At 61.9% G+C, this 17,527-nt stretch carries 20 protein-coding genes and 1 pseudogene; 7 read left to right on the forward strand and 14 right to left on the reverse strand.

What is annotated here, in order from left to right:
• The 5 genes from ASC67_RS08740 to ASC67_RS21190 all read left to right on the forward strand — a co-directional run bounded on the left by ASC67_RS08740 (position 1) and on the right by ASC67_RS21190 (position 4,420).
• Positions 1-441 (forward strand): hypothetical protein, encoded by a 441-nt coding sequence (locus ASC67_RS08740; RefSeq protein ID WP_156466704.1) that lies wholly within the window; start codon positions 1-3, stop codon positions 439-441.
• A complete protein-coding gene (gene ilvC, locus ASC67_RS08745; protein WP_056318012.1) occupies positions 438-1,454 on the forward strand; it encodes a ketol-acid reductoisomerase in 1,017 nt (338 codons plus the stop codon). The genes ASC67_RS08740 and ilvC overlap by 4 nt, the downstream gene beginning before the upstream one ends.
• Before the next feature lie 110 nt (positions 1,455-1,564).
• The gene (locus ASC67_RS08750; protein ID WP_056318017.1) at positions 1,565-3,118 is read left to right on the forward strand and encodes a Rieske 2Fe-2S domain-containing protein; all 1,554 of its coding nucleotides are present in this window, start codon (positions 1,565-1,567) and stop codon (positions 3,116-3,118) included.
• A complete protein-coding gene (locus tag ASC67_RS08755) occupies positions 3,115-4,107 on the forward strand; it encodes a PDR/VanB family oxidoreductase (protein ID WP_056318020.1) in 993 nt (330 codons plus the stop codon). Before ASC67_RS08750 ends, ASC67_RS08755 begins: the two co-directional genes overlap by 4 nt.
• A gap of 85 nt (positions 4,108-4,192) precedes the next feature.
• A complete protein-coding gene (locus ASC67_RS21190) occupies positions 4,193-4,420 on the forward strand; it encodes an NAD(P)H-binding protein (protein WP_404932862.1) in 228 nt (75 codons plus the stop codon).
• Positions 4,421-4,450: 30 nt separating this feature from the next.
• On the opposite strand, the gene ASC67_RS08765 is transcribed toward ASC67_RS21190, so the two are convergent.
• Positions 4,451-5,977: a recombinase family protein gene (locus tag ASC67_RS08765; protein ID WP_056318026.1), complete on the reverse strand. Its 1,527-nt coding sequence runs from the start codon at positions 5,975-5,977 to the stop codon at positions 4,451-4,453.
• A 1,209-nt stretch (positions 5,978-7,186) separates the two neighbouring features.
• Here ASC67_RS08765 and ASC67_RS20250 point away from each other — a divergent pair.
• Positions 7,187-7,279 (forward strand): annotated as a pseudogene (locus tag ASC67_RS20250) (SEC-C metal-binding domain-containing protein); the annotation flags it as partial.
• A gap of 91 nt (positions 7,280-7,370) precedes the next feature.
• Here the strand turns inward: ASC67_RS20250 and ASC67_RS20540 are convergent.
• The 3 genes from ASC67_RS20540 to ASC67_RS08785 all read right to left on the reverse strand — a co-directional run bounded on the left by ASC67_RS20540 (position 7,371) and on the right by ASC67_RS08785 (position 9,886).
• The gene (locus ASC67_RS20540; RefSeq protein ID WP_156466705.1) at positions 7,371-7,685 is read right to left on the reverse strand and encodes a hypothetical protein; all 315 of its coding nucleotides are present in this window, start codon (positions 7,683-7,685) and stop codon (positions 7,371-7,373) included.
• Between the two features lie 1,004 nt (positions 7,686-8,689).
• On the reverse strand, positions 8,690-8,869 hold the full coding sequence (locus tag ASC67_RS08780) for a hypothetical protein (protein WP_056318039.1): 180 nt from the start codon (positions 8,867-8,869) through the stop codon (positions 8,690-8,692).
• A gap of 96 nt (positions 8,870-8,965) precedes the next feature.
• Positions 8,966-9,886 (reverse strand): SOS response-associated peptidase family protein, encoded by a 921-nt coding sequence (locus ASC67_RS08785; RefSeq protein ID WP_056318043.1) that lies wholly within the window; start codon positions 9,884-9,886, stop codon positions 8,966-8,968.
• A 1,323-nt stretch (positions 9,887-11,209) separates the two neighbouring features.
• On the opposite strand from ASC67_RS08785, the gene ASC67_RS08790 reads away from it, so the two are divergent.
• Positions 11,210-11,656, forward strand: a complete 447-nt coding sequence (locus tag ASC67_RS08790; protein ID WP_056318046.1) for a hypothetical protein — start codon at positions 11,210-11,212, stop codon at positions 11,654-11,656.
• Positions 11,657-12,207: 551 nt separating this feature from the next.
• Here ASC67_RS08790 and ASC67_RS08795 read toward each other — a convergent pair.
• The 10 genes from ASC67_RS08795 to ASC67_RS08835 all read right to left on the reverse strand — a co-directional run bounded on the left by ASC67_RS08795 (position 12,208) and on the right by ASC67_RS08835 (position 17,409).
• On the reverse strand, positions 12,208-12,414 hold the full coding sequence (locus ASC67_RS08795; RefSeq protein WP_056318050.1) for a hypothetical protein: 207 nt from the start codon (positions 12,412-12,414) through the stop codon (positions 12,208-12,210).
• Positions 12,415-12,484: 70 nt separating this feature from the next.
• Positions 12,485-13,108 (reverse strand): hypothetical protein, encoded by a 624-nt coding sequence (locus ASC67_RS08800; protein ID WP_056318053.1) that lies wholly within the window; start codon positions 13,106-13,108, stop codon positions 12,485-12,487.
• 192 nt (positions 13,109-13,300) lie between these two features.
• The gene (locus ASC67_RS08805) at positions 13,301-13,591 is read right to left on the reverse strand and encodes a hypothetical protein (RefSeq protein WP_056318055.1); all 291 of its coding nucleotides are present in this window, start codon (positions 13,589-13,591) and stop codon (positions 13,301-13,303) included.
• A 9-nt stretch (positions 13,592-13,600) separates the two neighbouring features.
• On the reverse strand, positions 13,601-15,508 hold the full coding sequence (locus tag ASC67_RS08810) for a hypothetical protein (RefSeq protein WP_056318058.1): 1,908 nt from the start codon (positions 15,506-15,508) through the stop codon (positions 13,601-13,603).
• 16 nt (positions 15,509-15,524) lie between these two features.
• A complete protein-coding gene (locus ASC67_RS08815; protein ID WP_056318061.1) occupies positions 15,525-15,734 on the reverse strand; it encodes a hypothetical protein in 210 nt (69 codons plus the stop codon).
• Positions 15,727-15,939 (reverse strand): hypothetical protein, encoded by a 213-nt coding sequence (locus ASC67_RS20545; RefSeq protein WP_156466706.1) that lies wholly within the window; start codon positions 15,937-15,939, stop codon positions 15,727-15,729. The genes ASC67_RS08815 and ASC67_RS20545 overlap by 8 nt, the downstream gene beginning before the upstream one ends.
• Entirely contained in the window at positions 15,936-16,271 is a 336-nt protein-coding gene (locus ASC67_RS08820; RefSeq protein ID WP_056318064.1) for a hypothetical protein, read from the reverse strand. Before ASC67_RS08820 ends, ASC67_RS20545 begins: the two co-directional genes overlap by 4 nt.
• 2 nt (positions 16,272-16,273) lie before the next feature.
• The gene (locus ASC67_RS08825) at positions 16,274-16,864 is read right to left on the reverse strand and encodes an HK97 family phage prohead protease (protein WP_056318067.1); all 591 of its coding nucleotides are present in this window, start codon (positions 16,862-16,864) and stop codon (positions 16,274-16,276) included.
• 8 nt (positions 16,865-16,872) lie between these two features.
• Positions 16,873-17,079: a hypothetical protein gene (locus ASC67_RS08830; RefSeq protein ID WP_056318071.1), complete on the reverse strand. Its 207-nt coding sequence runs from the start codon at positions 17,077-17,079 to the stop codon at positions 16,873-16,875.
• A 54-nt stretch (positions 17,080-17,133) separates the two neighbouring features.
• A complete protein-coding gene (locus tag ASC67_RS08835; RefSeq protein WP_056318074.1) occupies positions 17,134-17,409 on the reverse strand; it encodes a hypothetical protein in 276 nt (91 codons plus the stop codon).
• Positions 17,410-17,527: the final 118 nt, after the last annotated feature.

Consider the following 17,527-nt stretch of genomic DNA (forward strand, 5'->3'; position numbering starts at 1 on the left):
ATGCATTCTATTTTGTATACAGAACGCAAAGTACAGCGAAATCAGAGATGGCGTAGCGGTTTTGTGCGTGTTGCCGATGTCGTCGTCATGCTGGCCGTCCTGAAGAACGCTGCCTGGGCGGTCGCGACCAGCGAGTTCGGCAGTGCGACGGATGCACCGACGGTCGTCGCCTGGTATGGCCTGGCCGCGCTTTACGTAGCAGCGCGGTGGACCACACAGCTGACCGCCGGTGCCATCACTGCCCGGTTGTTCGGTGTAGCTGCGGCGGCGGTCAGTGCGCTGGTGGCTGGCATGGCGATGCAACCCGGGCTGGGGCCCACCCTCATTGGACCGCACGACTGGCTCGCCCTGTCATGTGGCTTCTTGTGTTGCGCCATCTGCGGACGGTCAGGCCATTCCAGCGCGCGTTTTCCCATCCATGACTTGAAGAGACACCCATGAAGATTTTCTACGACAAGGACATTGATCTCTCGCTGATCCAGCGCCGCAAGGTGACTGTCATCGGCTTCGGCTCGCAGGGCCATGCCCATGCGTTGAACCTGAAGGAGAGTGGGATAGACGTGCGTGTGGGGCTGCGCCCCGGTGGCGCGTCCTGGCAAAAGGCCGTGCGTGCGGAGCTTTCCGTGAAGGCGGTCGCCGACGCCGTCCGTGAGGCCGATTTCGTGATGATGCTGATCCCAGACGAAGACATCGCCGCGGTCTACGCTGCCGAAGTGGCACCCCACATCGCTCAAGGCGCCACATTGGCATTCGCACACGGATTCAACGTCCACTACGGCCAAGTTACCCCGCGTGCCGACCTCGACGTCGTCATGATCGCGCCCAAGGCGCCCGGCCACACGGTGCGCTCCACCTATGCCGCGGGCGGCGGCGTGCCCGCCCTGGTGGCGGTCGCGCAGGATCAGTCAGGCCGATCAATGCAGACAGCCCTGGCCTACGCAGCAGCGATTGGCAGCGGCAAGGCCGGGATCATCCAGACGGACTTCCGCGAGGAGACTGAGACGGATCTGTTCGGTGAGCAGGCCGTGCTGTGTGGAGGCATGGTGGAACTGGTGAAGTGCGGCTTCGAGACGCTCACGGAAGCGGGTTACGCGCCTGAGATGGCGTACTTCGAATGCCTGCACGAACTCAAACTCATCGTGGACCTGATGTACGAAGGCGGCATCGCGACGATGAACTACGGCATCTCCAACAATGCCGAATTCGGCGAGTACCTGACCGGGCCCAAGATCGTCACCGAGCAGACCCGGCAAGCGATGCGCGAGGTCTTGCGCTTCATTCAGACGGGGGAGTACGCGAAGGCGTTCATCCTCGAGAGCCGCGCAGGCGGGCCTGTGCTGCGCTCACGCCGCCGGCTCGACGCTGAGCATCCCATCGAAACCGTCGGTGCAGGTCTTCGCGCTCTCATGCCGTGGATCGCGCAAAGCCGTCTGGTCGATCGCGAACGCAGCTAGAAATCGAGGGTAAATACCTATCACAAGGCATTCTTCTGGCACTAATCTCTGTATACAGAGTTCAGTAGACAGTCTGGTGCCTGTAATTCTCCCCATTTGAAAGGTTATCCATGAGCATCCTCCAAGACAAGGCCGAAGCCGGCACGAGCACTGGCGGTTCCGCCACGGGCAAGAAGCTGATTCCATTCGGCGGCTACTACACAAACAAGGTGCCGGGCCACGACCCGGAACTGACGGAAGTCGGCCCCGGTACCCCGACGGGCGAGTACTTGCGCAGGTTCTGGCATCCGGTCTGTATGGCCATGGAGCTGACAGACACTCCTCGCTTTCTGCAGATCCTGGGCGAAGAGCTGGTGTGTTTCCGCGACAAGAGCGGTCGCATCGGCCTGCTGCACGCTCACTGCGTGCACCGCGGTGCATCGCTCGAGTATGGAAAGATCGAGGAGCACGGCATCTCCTGCTGCTACCACGGCATGCAGTTCGACGTGGACGGCACCTGTCTGCGCGTGCCCTTCCCGGAGGGCGAGGAGGAAGAAGGTGAGCGCTACCGCTGTTCGATCCGCCAAGGCGCCTACAAGGCGTTCGAGTTCCACGGCCTGATCTTTGCCTACATGGGGCCGCCGGAGGCTGAGCCGCCGTTCCCCAAGTGGGAGGGCAACTTCACCTGCGCCGAGACGGATGAACTCGTTCCCTACAGCAACTTCCAGCACGCCAACTGGCTGCAGGTCCAAGACAACGCCGCGGACAACTACCACACGATGGCGCTGCACGCGAAGCGTCAGGTGACCGACGAGCACTATCAGGGCACCACGTTCGACGAAGTTGGCGCCGCGTCCATGGAAGTGCCCCCTGACATGCAGTTTGTGCCCATCCACGGTGGCCGTGGTCTGGCCTGCGCCGGCGCACGTCGCTCGGATGACGACCACATGTATATCCGGGTGCAGCACCAGGTGCTGCCCAACCTGAGCCTGCATGCGTACACGTCGGAAGACGGTCACGCCCAGAAGTTCTTCGGCCGCTTCCACATGATCCGCTGGACGGTACCGGTTGACGACCACAACGCCAAGATGGTCGGCTGGCGTGTGATGGGCCCTGGTATTGACACTCGTGGCATCGGCGACAAGAGCATGGTCGGCTACGAGACCATCGACTTCCTGGAAGGGCAGGTCGCTATGCGTCGCCCCGAGCGCTTCGGCAATTACAAGCTCGAGGACATGCCGCCGATCCCTGCGGATCACCGCGCACGCGAGAACTACAAGGATTGCCAATACGCGCCGGGCGACTACGAGGCCATCATCAGCCAGCGTCCTATCGCTGTGCACGCGCTGGAGAATCCCACCAAGTTCGACGCTGGCTTGTACATGTTCCGCAAACTGTTGCGTGATGCTGTGCGCGGCACGAATGCCAAGGCCGGTCCTGAAGAGTTCGCAAAGTGGCTGCGCGACTGCGAGGGCGAGCCCAACAGCTACTGCTCCGGCAATGTGTTCGACCTGCCTATTGGCCGCACCACGCAAGAGGAAGTCACCCTCCGCCGCCACCTGGCCAAGCAGGTCGTGCTCATTCTCAACGAGGCGGACGGCCTGAAGGGCAACGCGCGCACCGAATTCGTCAAGGGCAAGCTGCAGGCGCTGCAGCAAGAAGTCCTGGCGCGGAGAAACGCATGAACGCCGCAATCCCGCTGATGGCCATTCCTTCGGCCGCGGTGGGCCTGCAGCTGCAGGTGCGGGCCATCCGCTATCAAGCCGAAGGGATCAACGCCTTCGACTTGATGCACCCCGAGGGCGAGCAACTGCCCGAAGTGGAGGCCGGTGCGCATGTGGACGTGCACCTGCCCGGAGGGCATGTGCGCTCGTACTCGCTGGCAGGCAATCCGCGCGACCGCTTGCGCTGGACCCTCGGAGTGCTGCGTGAGCCTAATGGTCGTGGTGGTTCTCGCAGCCTGCACGACAACGTCCGCGTCGGCGAATTGCTGACACTGGGGGAACCGCGTAACGCCTTCAAGCTCAAGCGCGGGGCCGACCATGTCATCCTCATTGCCGGCGGCATAGGCGTCACGCCGCTCAAGGCCATGGCGCATGAGTTGATGGAGCAGGGCGTTTCGTTCGAGATGCACTACTGCGCACGCAGCTGGCGCAATGTCGCCTTCCTTGACGAACTGCAGACCTTGGTCCCCAAGGACCGCCTGTGTCTGCACCTCGACGGCGGCGATCCCGCCCGTGGGCTCAACCTGGTCACGCTGCTGGCCGACCCGGGAACTGGAAGGCACGTCTACTACTGCGGTCCGGCCGGTTTCATGAACGCCTGCGCTGACGCCACGAGCCACTGGCCCGCAGGCACAGTCCATTGCGAGCACTTCAAGGCTCCTGTGCAGAAAGCGGTCAGCATGGCGGACGGCACCTTTGAGGTGAAGTTGGCGCGCAGCGGGGTGACGGTGCAGGTCGCCCCAGACCAGACGATCGTGCGCGCCATCGAACTCGCCGGCCATCGCATACCTACTTCGTGTCTGTCGGGACTATGTGGCTCCTGCAAGGTGAACTACCTTGAAGGCGAGGTCGATCACCAGGACTACATCCTCTCGGACGAAGAGAAGCGCACCTGCCTCACTACGTGCGTCTCTCGCTGCAGGAGTGCCACGCTGGTGCTGGATCTTTGACTCATAGAGGGTTCGCTTGGAGGCGGACCCCATCGCAGCGCTGGTTCGCAGCCTTGACGAGGTCCGAGACCTTGCCGCTTGAGGTCTGCAGGTTCGGGCGGATTACAGCCGAGCATCGACGCTCGAAGCCGCACTTAAAGGAGTCGACCGGCTCCTGCTGATCTCCTTCAGCGAGATCGGCCAGCATCCCGCTGTCATCGACGCCGCGCGCCGTGCTGGCGTTCAGCGTCTGGTCTACACCAGCCTGCTGCACGCAGACTCCTCGATACTGGGTCTCGCTGGTGAACACCGGGAAACCGAAGCGCTGGCGTGAAGCTCAGGCCTGCCGTTCGCTATCCTTCGCTCAGGCTGCCGCAAACACTTCGACGGCCCGCTGACTCAGCGCCGCGAGGCGATCCACGAGCTGTTGCGGGGATCGATGGCGGAACGCTTCGAGTTGCGGTGGGATCGGGTCGCTCAGCCGGTTCGGGAAGCGGACCGACAGGTCGCGGCTTGGCACTACGAAGAAGTCTTTGGCCAGGTAGAGGTCGTCCATACGCACGAGCAAGTCGAAGTCCGCGGCCCGGCAGCCCCGGTCGATGTGGATCGGCCAAACCCGGCCCCGATCACCCAACACAGGCCACAGCAACCGAGGCCGAAGCTGGTAGGCCTCGAAGCTCAGGACGTTGTAGCGCCCGCTGAACGTGACCAACAGTCTGGCCTCCCTCAGCCGTTCGGCGATCGCGAGCCCGAACGCTGCGGTGTTGGCGCGTCGCTGACGCGCGCGCTCGGCAAGCGCTTGGCCATGATCCGCATGATCGAACCCGACGACTTTCAAGCACTCGGCCCAACTGCCCATCCGATCGCGAAGCGTCTGCCGACACGGTAGGCCGTGATCGCGCAGGTCGCGGGTCGTCAGCAGCGGACTCCGTTCGAACGCTTTGTGCAGCTTTTCCTCAAGCAGTTCGCCCGCGCGCCGCTTGTCGAGTTCCAACGCAGCCCTATGTTGGATTCGCGCCCACGTCTCGTCGTCAATCAGGCGCGGAATGCATCCGTCGCGTCGAGATGTGGAGGGGGCTATCAACCCCGGTGCGCGCTTTCTACGCCCCCACACGAAGTTCCCGATCAGTGCTTCGTTGCGAACGAGCGTGGCCAGGCTGCGAGCCGTGATCGGTCGATCCCGGTGATCACGCCAATCCTCCGAGGCCCCGATCCGAGCAACGTCCGCGAACGTCAAGCGCGTGTTCGCGTACAGGCTGCAGATCCGCTTGACGAGATCGACTTCCTCCGGCCCTGCCAGGGTCCACTCGATCCGATCGGTCGCGGCGAGTTTGCGTTGACCGATCGCGAGCGTCACTTTTCGCTGGCCATCGGCAGAGGTGGAGCACCTCCGGTAGCCGAGCGGCGGCAGGGGTCCCATCTGGAAGCCTCGTTCGACGACCGCGTGCTGTCCTGCACGCGCCTTGCCGGCGAGGTCGCGGCTGTACTCGGCGGCCATCGCGCGCTTCATGCTCTTGAGCATGGCGGAGATGGGGTTAGCTTCGGGACCGAATATCTCGGCCACGTAGATCACCTGGACGCCGTGCAGCCGACAGTGGTACTCGTAGTAGGCGGCGGCGTCCGTGTCTTGGAAGCGCCCCCAGCGGCTCACGTCGTAGACAAGAACGGCGGAGAACGCCCTGGACCCCGTGACATCGTGAAGCAGCCGGAGCAAAGCTGGCCGGTTCTTCAAATGAACCCCGCTGCGACCTTCGTCCTCGTAGGTCGCGACGACCTGCATCGAACGTGCGGCGGCATACGCGGCGATCGCCTCCTTCTGTATCGAGGGCGACAGATCCTGCTTGTCCGTGGACATGCGGATGTACTGGGCAGCAAAGCGTGTGTTGGTCATGGCAAAACCTCCGTTGGGAAGGCTAGCCACTGGGCGCCGAGGCACGGGGTCCGTCAAGGCGGCTGCCCCATCATCATCGCGACGTTCTCGTTCGTGGTGGCCCTGGTGTTCTTGCCGGAAACGAAGGATCGAGGCGGAGGATTCGAACCGACTTGCCGGCGAGACTCCGGTCCCTGATACGGCACCACAACTTCCCTGTTCCGCCTCGCCAAATTCCCTGTTCTGCGCATGGCCTGTGAAGGCTCAGAACGTAGCTAAGTCCGTGGTACAGCGAGAGTTTTGGGCCGCGGGGAGGGCGGAAGTGGCCTCAGATCCTGAAAATCTTCCCGATTATCGCCGTTATGCCGGCTGAGACGGGTTCGCCGGCGACTCACAGCGCCGCCAGAAAGCTAGTAAATACGGGCCTTGCGGGCCCGTTTTGCTTTCTACCCACGTTTAATCCCATGCTCTGTCGGTTCTGGCGGCGCTGCGGCTGCTCGATACTCCGCAAAGTGTGTGAACTAGGAACGTGACATGGAGAAACGCGTCCAAACCACTGAGCAGTTCGAGACCTACCTTGAAGAGCAGATTGGCTTTCTTCTGGTCTCGGCCGCAGCGTTTGATGATGGTGCGACTGCTGAGGCGAAGCGACTGGCAGTCACTATCAGGACGTTGGTGCACGACAACCCACACGCTCGTCCTCCAAGCAAGTCGCTTCTCACTCTCTTGGAGCGCAAGGAATCAATGGTCTGGTGGGATACGGCTAATCCCCTTGAAGACGGCGCACATCAGCCGAACGGCGGGCTTATCGCCTACGACATGTTTCGAACGCCGCCTAGATATTTGGCTTGCCTCGACAACACGCCTACAAAACGCCAAGTTGGTTTCGATGAATGGTGGAACGCTGAAGTTTTCAAAAATCCGAACGGCCATTCCCTGCCGCGAAAAAATCTGATCCTGTACGCGGCTAACAAAACTGGGGGGGCACACGTCGATCCGGAGTTGCCTGAGGCTTACGCCGCATTGGCGGTTGACAACTCCCCAGGCCTCAAGCCCAGCGACCCAAGTGTGATCATCACTGAACCAGGTCTAGTTGCGATTCGTCAGGTTGCACACGAGGTGCTGAAGTCGCTTAAGCCAGGATATGCCAAGGTTCCCGACTACACCGGCTCGGGTCCGATCCAATTTGTGACGATCACGCCGATGGGAAACGGCCCTCAGGCCATGCCGGCAACCGTGCCCAAGGTAGGGCCCAACGATCCTTGCCCATGCAACAGCGGCAAGAAATACAAGCAGTGTCACGGCCACTGGTCAGCCAGATAGGCAACGTCTTCACCGCCCCGTCACCAGCCCCTGTGCAGCGTCACCCCGTCCCGCTCGTCATCAGCCAGATGCCCCGGCGGCCGGATCAGCGTCAGTTGCAGCGGTAGGCCTTCCCAACCACAGAGGTGCTGCCGTAGGTCAGCGACGGCGCGCTCCACACCACATGCGTCGCGCCGGCAGCCTGAGCGCGATTGAGCAGCTCACCGCGGGCGTTTTCGACCCCGCGCGTTGCGAACAAGCCATACCAGCCTGATGTGCCCACGACATCGTCGATGTAGGCGCAGCCAGTCACTGCGTCAGCCGTTGTCACTTTGACGGCGCCTTTGCTTGGCGGCGCGCCGTCGGTAGCGCAGCCGCCCGAAGTCAATACAGCTGCGGCTAGAAGCAGTGATGGGCCGGTGTTCATATCTACCGAACTTCAGCGACGCTAGTCACATATCGAGCTATCGAAGAGTTCTGCAGTTGCCGAACTCGCAACGCACCATGAGAGCGTCTCCGTTGCTGCACGAAACCGAGTAGGCCTCGAAGCCTGGGCCCTTTCCGGTCAAGACAGGAGACGGATCCGTGTGGCATGAGAGATCGCGCGCCATTCGTTGCACTTGATATGACTCTTGCCCTGTAGGGGCCGCAACTGGTTTAGCGGCCGGGGCTTGGGCAACAGGCGCCGCGCCATTCGCTGTAGGGGCGTCAGCCACAGTCCCGCATCGTCGAACTGCACGCGCGTCTTGGAGTTGAGCTAAGCGCTTGTTTGCGCTCTCGGTGGCGCTTGATTTTTCGAGCACGTTGCCGACGCCGAAGTCCCCCAGGAATGAGAGCACTGACCGCCCGTCGAACTGACTTTCCTGCTCAACTCGGGACAGAAAACCATGAACTTTGGCGGTCTCCAGCTCCAACTCGCGGCACGTCATCGTGTTCTTTTCAAAGTCAGTCACGTCACCCTGCCGACCATAGTTCTTCGTCGCACAGCCCGACAAGACAATGACAAGGGCAAGCAGTGCTGCGGTCCGGATTCCGTACATGTTCGCTTCCTAGTTTTGGAACACGCACTGTGCCATCGCTTTAGTCACCGCGCACGACAGAGTTCGTGGCGCGCGCAAATGGATCAAGCGTTGGCATTAGCGATGTCGCCGGTTCGGCTTCCCAAACGGATTCACCGGCTCGGTGAACTGCGGCGGGGAGGGCGGTGGGTGCGCCAAGTGTCCCGAGTGGAAGGCCGGCGGGGCTTGATCGAGCACCGGCAGCGGCCCAGGGTGGTGGTACATCACTCGGCAATCGGAGCACTTCGCGAACTCGGTCTCGTACAAGATGCCGTTGCGCTTCTTGACCGTGACTCGCGAGCACCTGGTGGACTCGCAGGCGGCGCACTTGAACCTGTAGCTGCCGTCTACTGCCTCGAACGTCGCTGGCATCTCAGTCAGCCAGCACGCCCAGCTTCAGCCATCGCACCGCAGCTTCCTCGGGCGACATGGCCCGCCAGTGCTCATCGCACCAGAGGTCGCCGGCCGCGTCGAGCAGCTCGTCGATCGGGATCGTCGGCCATTGGTTTTGCAGGCGCGCGGCGACGCCACGCTGCCATTCCTGTGCGTCCATGATGCTGCCCCAAACACTGTATGAACATACAGTATTGCACTTCATCGGACGCTTGCGGACATGTCGACACGGCCGCTGGGTTTTCACCCTAAAGACTCACGCGGCTAGGCGGTGCTCGTAGTAGGGCCGCGGTCGGTCATCGAGGATCGCGTAGCTGGCCGCCAGATTCCTCGGGTCAGGATTGAGCCAGGCCCCGACGTTCTCGGGCTTGATCTGCACGATGCAGCGGTCATGCCCTGCAGCTGCCACCTCGGGCGGTGGGTCGTCGGTGATGGCGGCGAAGCTCAGCAACTCCGGTTCGTCCTTCCCGGTCCAGCGTGACCACAGGCAGGCCACCAGCATCGGCTCTCGATCGTCGGGGGTGAACTGCAGCACCACGTTCTTGCCGTCGCGGTCGACGTTCTCGTAGAAGGTCTTGACGATCATGAGCCCGTGGGTGTGGCCGAACTGGCCTTTCCAGAAGCCTTCGAGGTTGTCCCTGCGGGCGTTGTACGTGCCGGGATACTTGATGTCGTAGAACGCCGGCTTGCCGGCTGGGCGGCACTGGTAGCGCATCGGCTTCACCACGAGCTTGCCGCCTTCGCTGACGATCACCGGGGCGTAGACGCCGGGGAAGATCCGCGCATCGCGATCCTTGGGCTCGGTGCGGCGCAGGTCATCGAGCTTGCGCTTCAGTGCCTCGACCTTGTCCGTTGCAATGCGCCTGCTCTCGGCGGCGGCCTTGGTCTCCTTGACCGCGAGCTTGCGTTCGGCGTCTGCCAGCCGGGTGCGCTGCTTGAACAGCTCTTGCTCGTACTCGGTGGCCAGCTCGGCGTTGCGCCGGTCGATCAGTGTCTTGATGGCCCGCTCGTCGTCGGTCTGAGGATCGATGAACAGCTGGTCGATCATCTTGGGGACCTTGCGTCTATCGCTGAACGCAGGCCCATACAAATCCTTGAACTCCTCCAGCGAGATGAAGGCACCCCAGCGGCGGCAGTGCTGACGGTAGGCGTCTACGAGCTGGGCAGAGAAGCACATGGGCGCATCGTAGCGCCGCGACTAGCTCCGACCCAGGCAGAGCGCAGTTCCTTGTCCATGGATGATTCTTGCGCCGCAGTGCACGCTGTCGGGCCAGGTCGATCTAGCCTTGATGCGCATCAACCGCCCCCGCGGTCGCGCTTGCGAAGGTGCCGACGTGCGAGCATTGACCGGGAGCAGGACCCATGAGCGGTGCCGCTTTTGTCGGAGAATTAATGCTGGATGAACGTCCAGTTCGAAACCCTGAAGGCTAGGCAGCAAGCGGCCTGCAGGACCACAACATCCACCCATTTGGGGAGACAACGCGCCGTGTTATCCGGCGAAACTGTCTCCCTATAACAAAGTTAGACCGCAATGGCCCTGTTCTCACTCGTTATCCGCTGCGAAGGTGTTGGAGAACTCGTGGCGCAATCCACCGGCCCCAATTCCTATGAAGCAATCAGGAACTTCCTCCGAACAGGTTGCCTTCGCGATATGACGGCAAAGTCTCCAGACTGGCCGGCCGACTTCACGTTGCGAGACTGCTACGCGTTCCATGCGCTAGATGGCCTTCCGAACGCCTACTTCTGTGGGCTTGGGGCGAGAGGAAAGTATGTGCAGATCAATGTCTTTCACACCGTGCAGCGGAGCGCCGCGAGTCAGAGGTACTGTGGCCCGCATCGCAAGATGGTCACGCTCAGATGAAGCGGTCTAACCCTTCCTTCAAGCGGACGCCTGACGGCGCCGCTTAAGTCAAACGTTAGGCCGCACAGCCACCGCCGTCTGCGCTCTTGATGCGTCTTGTCAAAGTCATTCTTCTAAGCTTGGTGCTTCTCGTACTAGGTGGCCCCTGGGCGCTCTACGGTCTCGGCTTGCTGGCCGTGTCCGGCACACCGACACCTCCTCCCGTCATGGCGTCTCGCGAGAGTCAACTGGCCTTGTGGCAGCAAGCCCGCGGCGTCGGAGCACCCGAGGCAATGCACATTTCACCGTACACCTACCTGCCGCTGTCCCTGGATCCAGGTCCATATAAACCAAGTCTGCTCGTGGCCTGGTGGGTGGCAAACGACTTCTACGACAACAATCGCCGATTTCAAGGCAACGTCTGGCGCCAGCTGAGCTGTGGTGCGCTGGTCGTTTGGCTCACAAGAAACTGGTCCGCCGAGCAGTTACTCTCCAAGCTCATTCAGTCGCGCCCAAGGAGTGCGGCCTAACCCTTCGCTCGAGGCGGACCTCCACCGGCATGGCACCTGGGCCGCGAAGCGCTCATGGTCTATGCTGCGCCTCGCGGCCCAGGTACCAAGCCGGTTCCGGCCCGCTCAGCTCAAACGTTAAGCAGCAAGCATGGCAAGAGCGCTGTCACCGCAGAACGCCGCAGAGTTCGAGCAGCTTGATGGCTACCTTCGCTTCTACGTTGTCTATTGCAAGAGGCAGAGCGAGTCCGTGTACGAGCAAAGCTTGGCGGCCATCGTCAAGGAGTTCGGCCGAAGCAAGGCTCTCGTGGGCCTCCGCCAGGCTGTCAATGACACCCTCGAAGATTTGGCTCACGCAAACGCAGAAGCAATTGAGCTGTTAGACCAAGCGCTCACCGAACGAGGTCTTGTTTCGTTTTCGAGCTTGCGGCGCCGGTACTCTGCTCAGTACAAGCGCCTGCTCAAGCGAGGCATCATTCGAAACGACACCGAGTTCTACATGGCCTCAGGCGTTGCGTCAGATCTCGCCGCAGACGTTCCAGGCAACGAGCGCACTAAATTGCAAGAGATGGTTCAGGTCTATGAGCGTGCCGTCTAACCTTTCGCTCCAGCCGACGCGATCTGGCCTGCGGCCTCCGCACGCGGCTGAGCTCAAACGTTAGACCGCATGAACTCCGCTCCGTCTGACGATCCCAAGTACGTCATTCCTCGGCTACGTTGGCGAAATTCAGCGCGACTCGTAGGCAGTCTCCTGCCAGTTGTCCTGTTCATCGCCGTGGGTGCACTCTTCGCACTACCGACAGCTACCGACGCGTTGGTCAGGTACACGTGGCTATTCGGTGTCACGAGTTGGTTTGTCATCGTGGCTTGTTCTCTGTACCTGTCATTCGTTCCCTGCCCAAAGTGCGGCAAGCGCTTTCACGTGGCGCCTGACAGTACGCATTGGAATCACTTCACGAGCGAGTGTATGAACTGCGGCATCAGCATTTGGGCAAAGGCGCTCAAGTAACCATCATGGGCAATGTCACTTGAATTGCAGTAGTAGCGTCAGTCGTTGCGGTTGGAATGCCGCTCGTCCTGTCGGCGGCTTGGCTAGTTCGCTTGGCAAGTAGCCATGGCGGCTAACAGGCTGCTTAATCGGACGCGATGTCACATCGCGCGCCTTGAGTATTGCGTGCTGGCAATCGCATCAGACCGGCGCTCGGCGGCAGCCACGGTCATCGGATTCAGGTGGTGGTGCGCTGAGTACAGCAACCGGCCGCGGTCCACCAGGTCAACCCAGCGGCCAGTGCCTGCGAGGTGCAAGTAGTAGCGGGCGAACATCTCGGCCCAGGTGGAGCGGTCTAGGAAGTTCACCGGGCCACATTCTGTTGATGGCACCGCACCACGCTATCCCCAAGTGGTGTGCGACCGGGCTGGTGACGTGCTACGGCACGAGATCACAAAGCTCCCTGATCGTCATGCCGCCGCGGGTGATCTCCGCGCAGAGTGCTCGGCCGCCGATCGCCTTGCCGGGAAGTTGCTCGCGGTGCCAAGCGGTCTGACGCTTGGCGATGCGCTTGAGATCGTCGTCACCGTGCGGCATCGGTAGGCTCGCATCGAAGTCGGCAGCAGGCGCAATGCACCAGGGGTCGATCGGGTAGGTCTTGAACTTGGTCTCCTCGCCCCAGCGCTCGAAGCGCCAGCCCTGCATGCGTCCTGCGGTCTCAGACCAGCCGACCAGGATGATTTGATCGGTGGCGCGGATCTCCGTCATCTGTTCTTCAGTCAGGCCGGCGTCGCGGGCCTGTTGCTGGTAGTGGACGACCATCGGCGGCGTAACCTCGGGGATCAGCTCCACCAGCGAATCGAAGTCACACGGCACACGCCCGAGACCGGAGTAGAGGAGGCTGAGCAAGCCGCCGTTGCCACGACAGGCAAGGATCGCATTGGCATGGACCAGCGGCACCATCTTGCTCACCTCGATGACGCCGAAGATGGGGCAGTGGCCTTCGGTATCGACTTGCACGATCGCCCGCTCCGGCCACAAGAAAACGTTGACGATGCTCATGCGGTGTCCGTGACGGGAAATCCTGCAGCTGGCTCCGTGGCCGGAATTCCGGCAAAGGGCTCATCATCATTCGGAGACAGGCCTGGTGCAGCACCGCACGTCACCGAGAAGGCGACGCCAGCGTAGGCAGCTGTTGCCGGGTTCATCAGGAACAACGCCCCGACGGCTGCTGAAACTACGAATCGAGCCATGTCAGCCCCCTTTGCCTAGTGCGGCCACGATCTCTTGACGGCGCAACTCAGCCCGCTCGAATAGTCGTTCGGTAATGGTCCGTGCGTTGATGTCCCACTCCGACTTTTGTTCGTCGGTGACGAGTCCAGCGTGTCGGCCCTTCAGCATCAGCTCGACGATCCCGTTCTTGGCGGCCAGAAGCGTCTGCTGCCCGTTCGGGTCGTGCGCGCCTCCCTGTGCGTAGAAGATCTCCCAAAGCAGTTCGTGCAGCGTCAGCCGAACTGCGACTTCGATGTTCTCGTTGTCAAGCATGTCTTCCTCCTAGCCGTTCCTCGATAGGGCACGCTGGATGCCGTTGCCGATCTGGGCACCTTGCTGCATGGCGCTGTCGCGGCTCATGTTGGGTGCCGCTTGGACATGCACGATCAGCGGTCGGCCTCCACCGTTGGGCGTGATGTTCAAACCAGATGCGCCGCCGAAGGCAAGCTCCGGACCTTTCTCGCCGACTACGCCCCAGTGGCCCGCAGGGATGGTTCCGCCCTCGGCGAAGCCTCCAGAAAATGCTCCTGCGATTGCAGAGAAGGCGCTCTCGAAGATGTTGCCTCCACCGCCACCGGAGGTCTTGAACAGGCCGCCGATCGCCTCGCCCAGCGGCTCAGTGATGCTCTTGCGGGTGATGATCCGAACGATGTCCTGCTCCAGGCCCTTCAGGATGTCGCTCAATCCCTTGCCGCCGACGATCGCGTCCTCGAATGCGGAGCTGAACGTCAATCCAAGTTCCTTGCCGATCTCGTTGACCTTCTCCATTTCGTCGATGATCGGGAGCAGGCCGGCATTCTTCGCGACGGCATCCATCGCCTCCTTGATGCGCTGTGCCTGTTCAGGATCAGCGGCCTTTGCCAGGGCATCGGCGAGAAGATCGAGTTGTTCACGAGCCTTCGCGAGCTGCGCTGAAGGGGTGGCATCGAGCAGGGCGTTGAGGTCGCTCTGCGCCTTGAGCATCTTGTCGAGGCCATCGATGCGGAATTTCTCGGCGTCGGTGAGCCGAGCCGTTGCCAGGGCCTGATCGGTAGCGGCTTGAGCAGCGAGTTCGAATTGCCGGAAGGCTTCGGTCCTGTCGAGCGGAATTCCTTCGATGCCAGGAACAGGCGACTTGCCGATTTTGGGCGTGTCCTTGATGACGCCGATGCCCTTGGGGGCTCTGCCACGTCGGGCAAGCTCTGCAGGGTCATTGCTGCCGGGATCTGCCCCGTTCAGCAGCAGGTACTTCTCGCGCTGCTTCAGCAGCTTGATCTGTTCCAACAGCTCTTTGGTCTCTGTCTCGTAGCGCTTCACCAGGACTTCGCTGATGCCGTCCCGCGCCGTGATCTGGTTGATGCGCGCGATGCGCTTTTGTGCTGCTTCGATCTCGTTGAACGTCTTGGTGAGGTTCCCACCAACATCATCAGCTTGATCGAACCTGAAGTTGTCCATCAGGCCGGCGAACAGACTCCCGTAGGCCTGGCGCTTCCTGCTGATGCCGTCGAAGAAGTCGTTCAGTTGCTCGATCACCGGCAACGACGTGATGCGAGCGATGTCGCTCAGTTCCTTCTGGAGCGCGAAGATCTGCTTGTTGAACTTCTCCGCTTGCTCGGCCTGCTTCGTGGTCACGGTGGCATTGAGTTGCCCGGCCTCCGCGAGATCCTTGAGGAACGGAGCTGCCTCCTTGACCGACTTGCCGAACAAGATCTGCACTGCGCGGGCTTTGTCACCATCGCTCGCGAACTTGGACAGCGCGACTGCCGTTTGACGCAGCGCTTCTGCGGGGTCGAGGCGCTTCAGATCCTCGGCATCGACGCCGATCTGCTTGAGCGCACGGGAGACTTCGTTCTTGCCATCGGCCGCCGTGAGCTGCGAGTTGAACTTGATCAGCGAGGATTCGACTGTGTCGATCGTGGCGCCTGTCTTGCGTGCAACATCCTCAAGCGCGCTGATGCTCTCGACCGTGCTGCCGGTGGCGTCGGCTACATCGTTGAGCTGGTCGAGGCTGTCCGTAGCGTTCTTGATGTAGGCCGTGAACGTCGAGATCGACGCAGCGCCGGCCAGGACTCCGACAGCGCCGCTCAAAGCCGACTCGATCGCCTTGGCGCGCTTGGTAGTCTCGCGTTCGGCCTTGCTTAGGCCGTCGACGTAGCCGCCGATCTTCGCAACGATATCGAGCGACAAGGTGCCCAGCGATCGGTTTGCCAAAGTAATGTCTCCTTGATCAGTGAACCTGGCCGGCCAGGAAGGCCTCCAGCCGCTGAACGTCATGCGTGATGAGCGTCTGCAGGGCGTCGGACCTCATGAAGGCCGCGTGGATGTGATCGGCCTCCCGCTGCGTCCATTGGCCGCGCTCGACCAGGGCGTTGAGGGCCGCAAGGTTCTGGAGGCGGTGCACTTCTTCGACGGCGTCGCGATCGATCTCGTCATGCATCGCCACCTCCGGTGGTGGAAACCTGCAGCCGATCAAGTCGGGCTTCGAGATCGCGGATGCGATCGACCAGTGGGTCGATGGCTTCGCGGATCAGATCGCCGATTGCAGCCCCAAAGACTTCCGGGTCGATTCCAGACACGACCTTCTGACCGGTACTGAGCATCGCGCAAACTTCATGCAGTCTTGAGATGGACGGATCTGTCATCGCGGAACCTCCGATTGATCGAACATGTGAAGCCAACCGCTGCCCTGCCGGTTGGGGGCTGCGCCACCGGCGCGCACGCCCCGTATCGCTACGTAGGCGCGCTGGTTGAACGTGACGATGGAGCCGTCGGAGTAGTCGACGGCTTCTTGCCAAGCTCCACGGAATGCGATGCCGCGCTGTCCGTCATCGAGCTTCTTCTGCATGCCGGTGACTTGACGTTCAATCGCGCCCAGGCGCCCGGCAAGGCTCTCAATTGCGGCAGCAGCAGCAGGGCCGACTTGCATCAGCACCGAGAGCTGTCGCTGTATGTGTTGCAACGCTTGAGCGTCCATGCTCAGGGCCGAGTCAGCCGAACGCCGGGCTTCACCAGCCGGATGCCGCGCTGGGTGAGTTTGACGCCACCGCCGGAGGTAGTGAGCTTCACGCCACCGCCGCGAGGGCTCACCAAAGACACGGTGCCTCCGAAGCGGGGCGCAGTACGGACGCCGCACGCTGCTTTCACGGCCGTGATCGACGCGCCCGAGTTGGCAGCGATCGTGACCGCGCTGAGTTCAAGCATCTCCCAGCGCCTGAAGAGGAGGCCGGTCGCAATCTGCTCGACCTCCAGGCCTCGGAAGCCGACGGAGAGACCACGGACCAGACCGGACTGAACCAGCTTGTATGCGCGGTCGATCTGTTCGCTGACGCCGAGTGCGATCTTCGCGACGATCTCGATCCCTTTCGATGTCACACGCGCTGAGGTGACGAAGCCGAGAGGTTCGTCATGACGGTGCTGCCACAACAGCGGCAGCGGGAGCTTGAACACCGCTCCTTCAGGCAGGAGAACATCGCCTTGCCTGTCCGTTTCTGGAGTGGAGGCAATGCCGATCAGGGTTCCGTCGCCTGAGCCGTCGGCCTTGAGCTGGATGGTTGAGAAGGCGCGCATGTTGATCCTCAGTTGACGGTCTCGTGGGCGACCGATGCGTCGATGACTGCCTGCAGCATTTCAGGCTGCCCCATGATCTCGACGAGTCGGCGGTTGGCTTCCTCAGAAGTCATCTGGCCCGCATCGACCTCGGCCTGCAGATGCGCAGCGAAGACGTAGGCCCGTTCAAAGAACGCGGTCTTGAGGGGCTTGATGAGCGGGTTGTCGTCGAGCATGGCGTTTTCCAAGTTGGCAATTTCAGAATAGACAAACGCGCACGGCATGCGCGTTCACACGGCGAGCCCGGCGATGCGGCGCATCTGCGCGACGGCTTCGTGAACCGCTCCATCGGACTCGTGCCCCGTCAGGTCGACGTGGACGCGATCGAACGTAGCCAGCATCAATGCAGCGGCGCGCCGGTCGTCGATGCCCAGCAGTCGGGATGCGCTCTTCCCGTCGGCCATCTCGCACCGCACGGCCCTGAGCATCGAGATGGCCACGGCCTGCAGCACGTCGGCGGCCTGGCGCTGACGCCACTGCCGCAGATCCTCGAGATCGACCAGCATCGGCCGCCGGTCCCGGGCGACAGGCGCACCAGACTGAACCCACCGTCGCACCTGGCTGGCGGACACGCCGAGATCGGCGGCGGCTTGACTACAGGTCACCAGCACGTCGGTGCGCCCC

The organism is Methylibium sp. Root1272, from assembly GCF_001425905.1.
Classification (GTDB): Bacteria; Pseudomonadota; Gammaproteobacteria; order Burkholderiales; family Burkholderiaceae_C; genus Methylibium.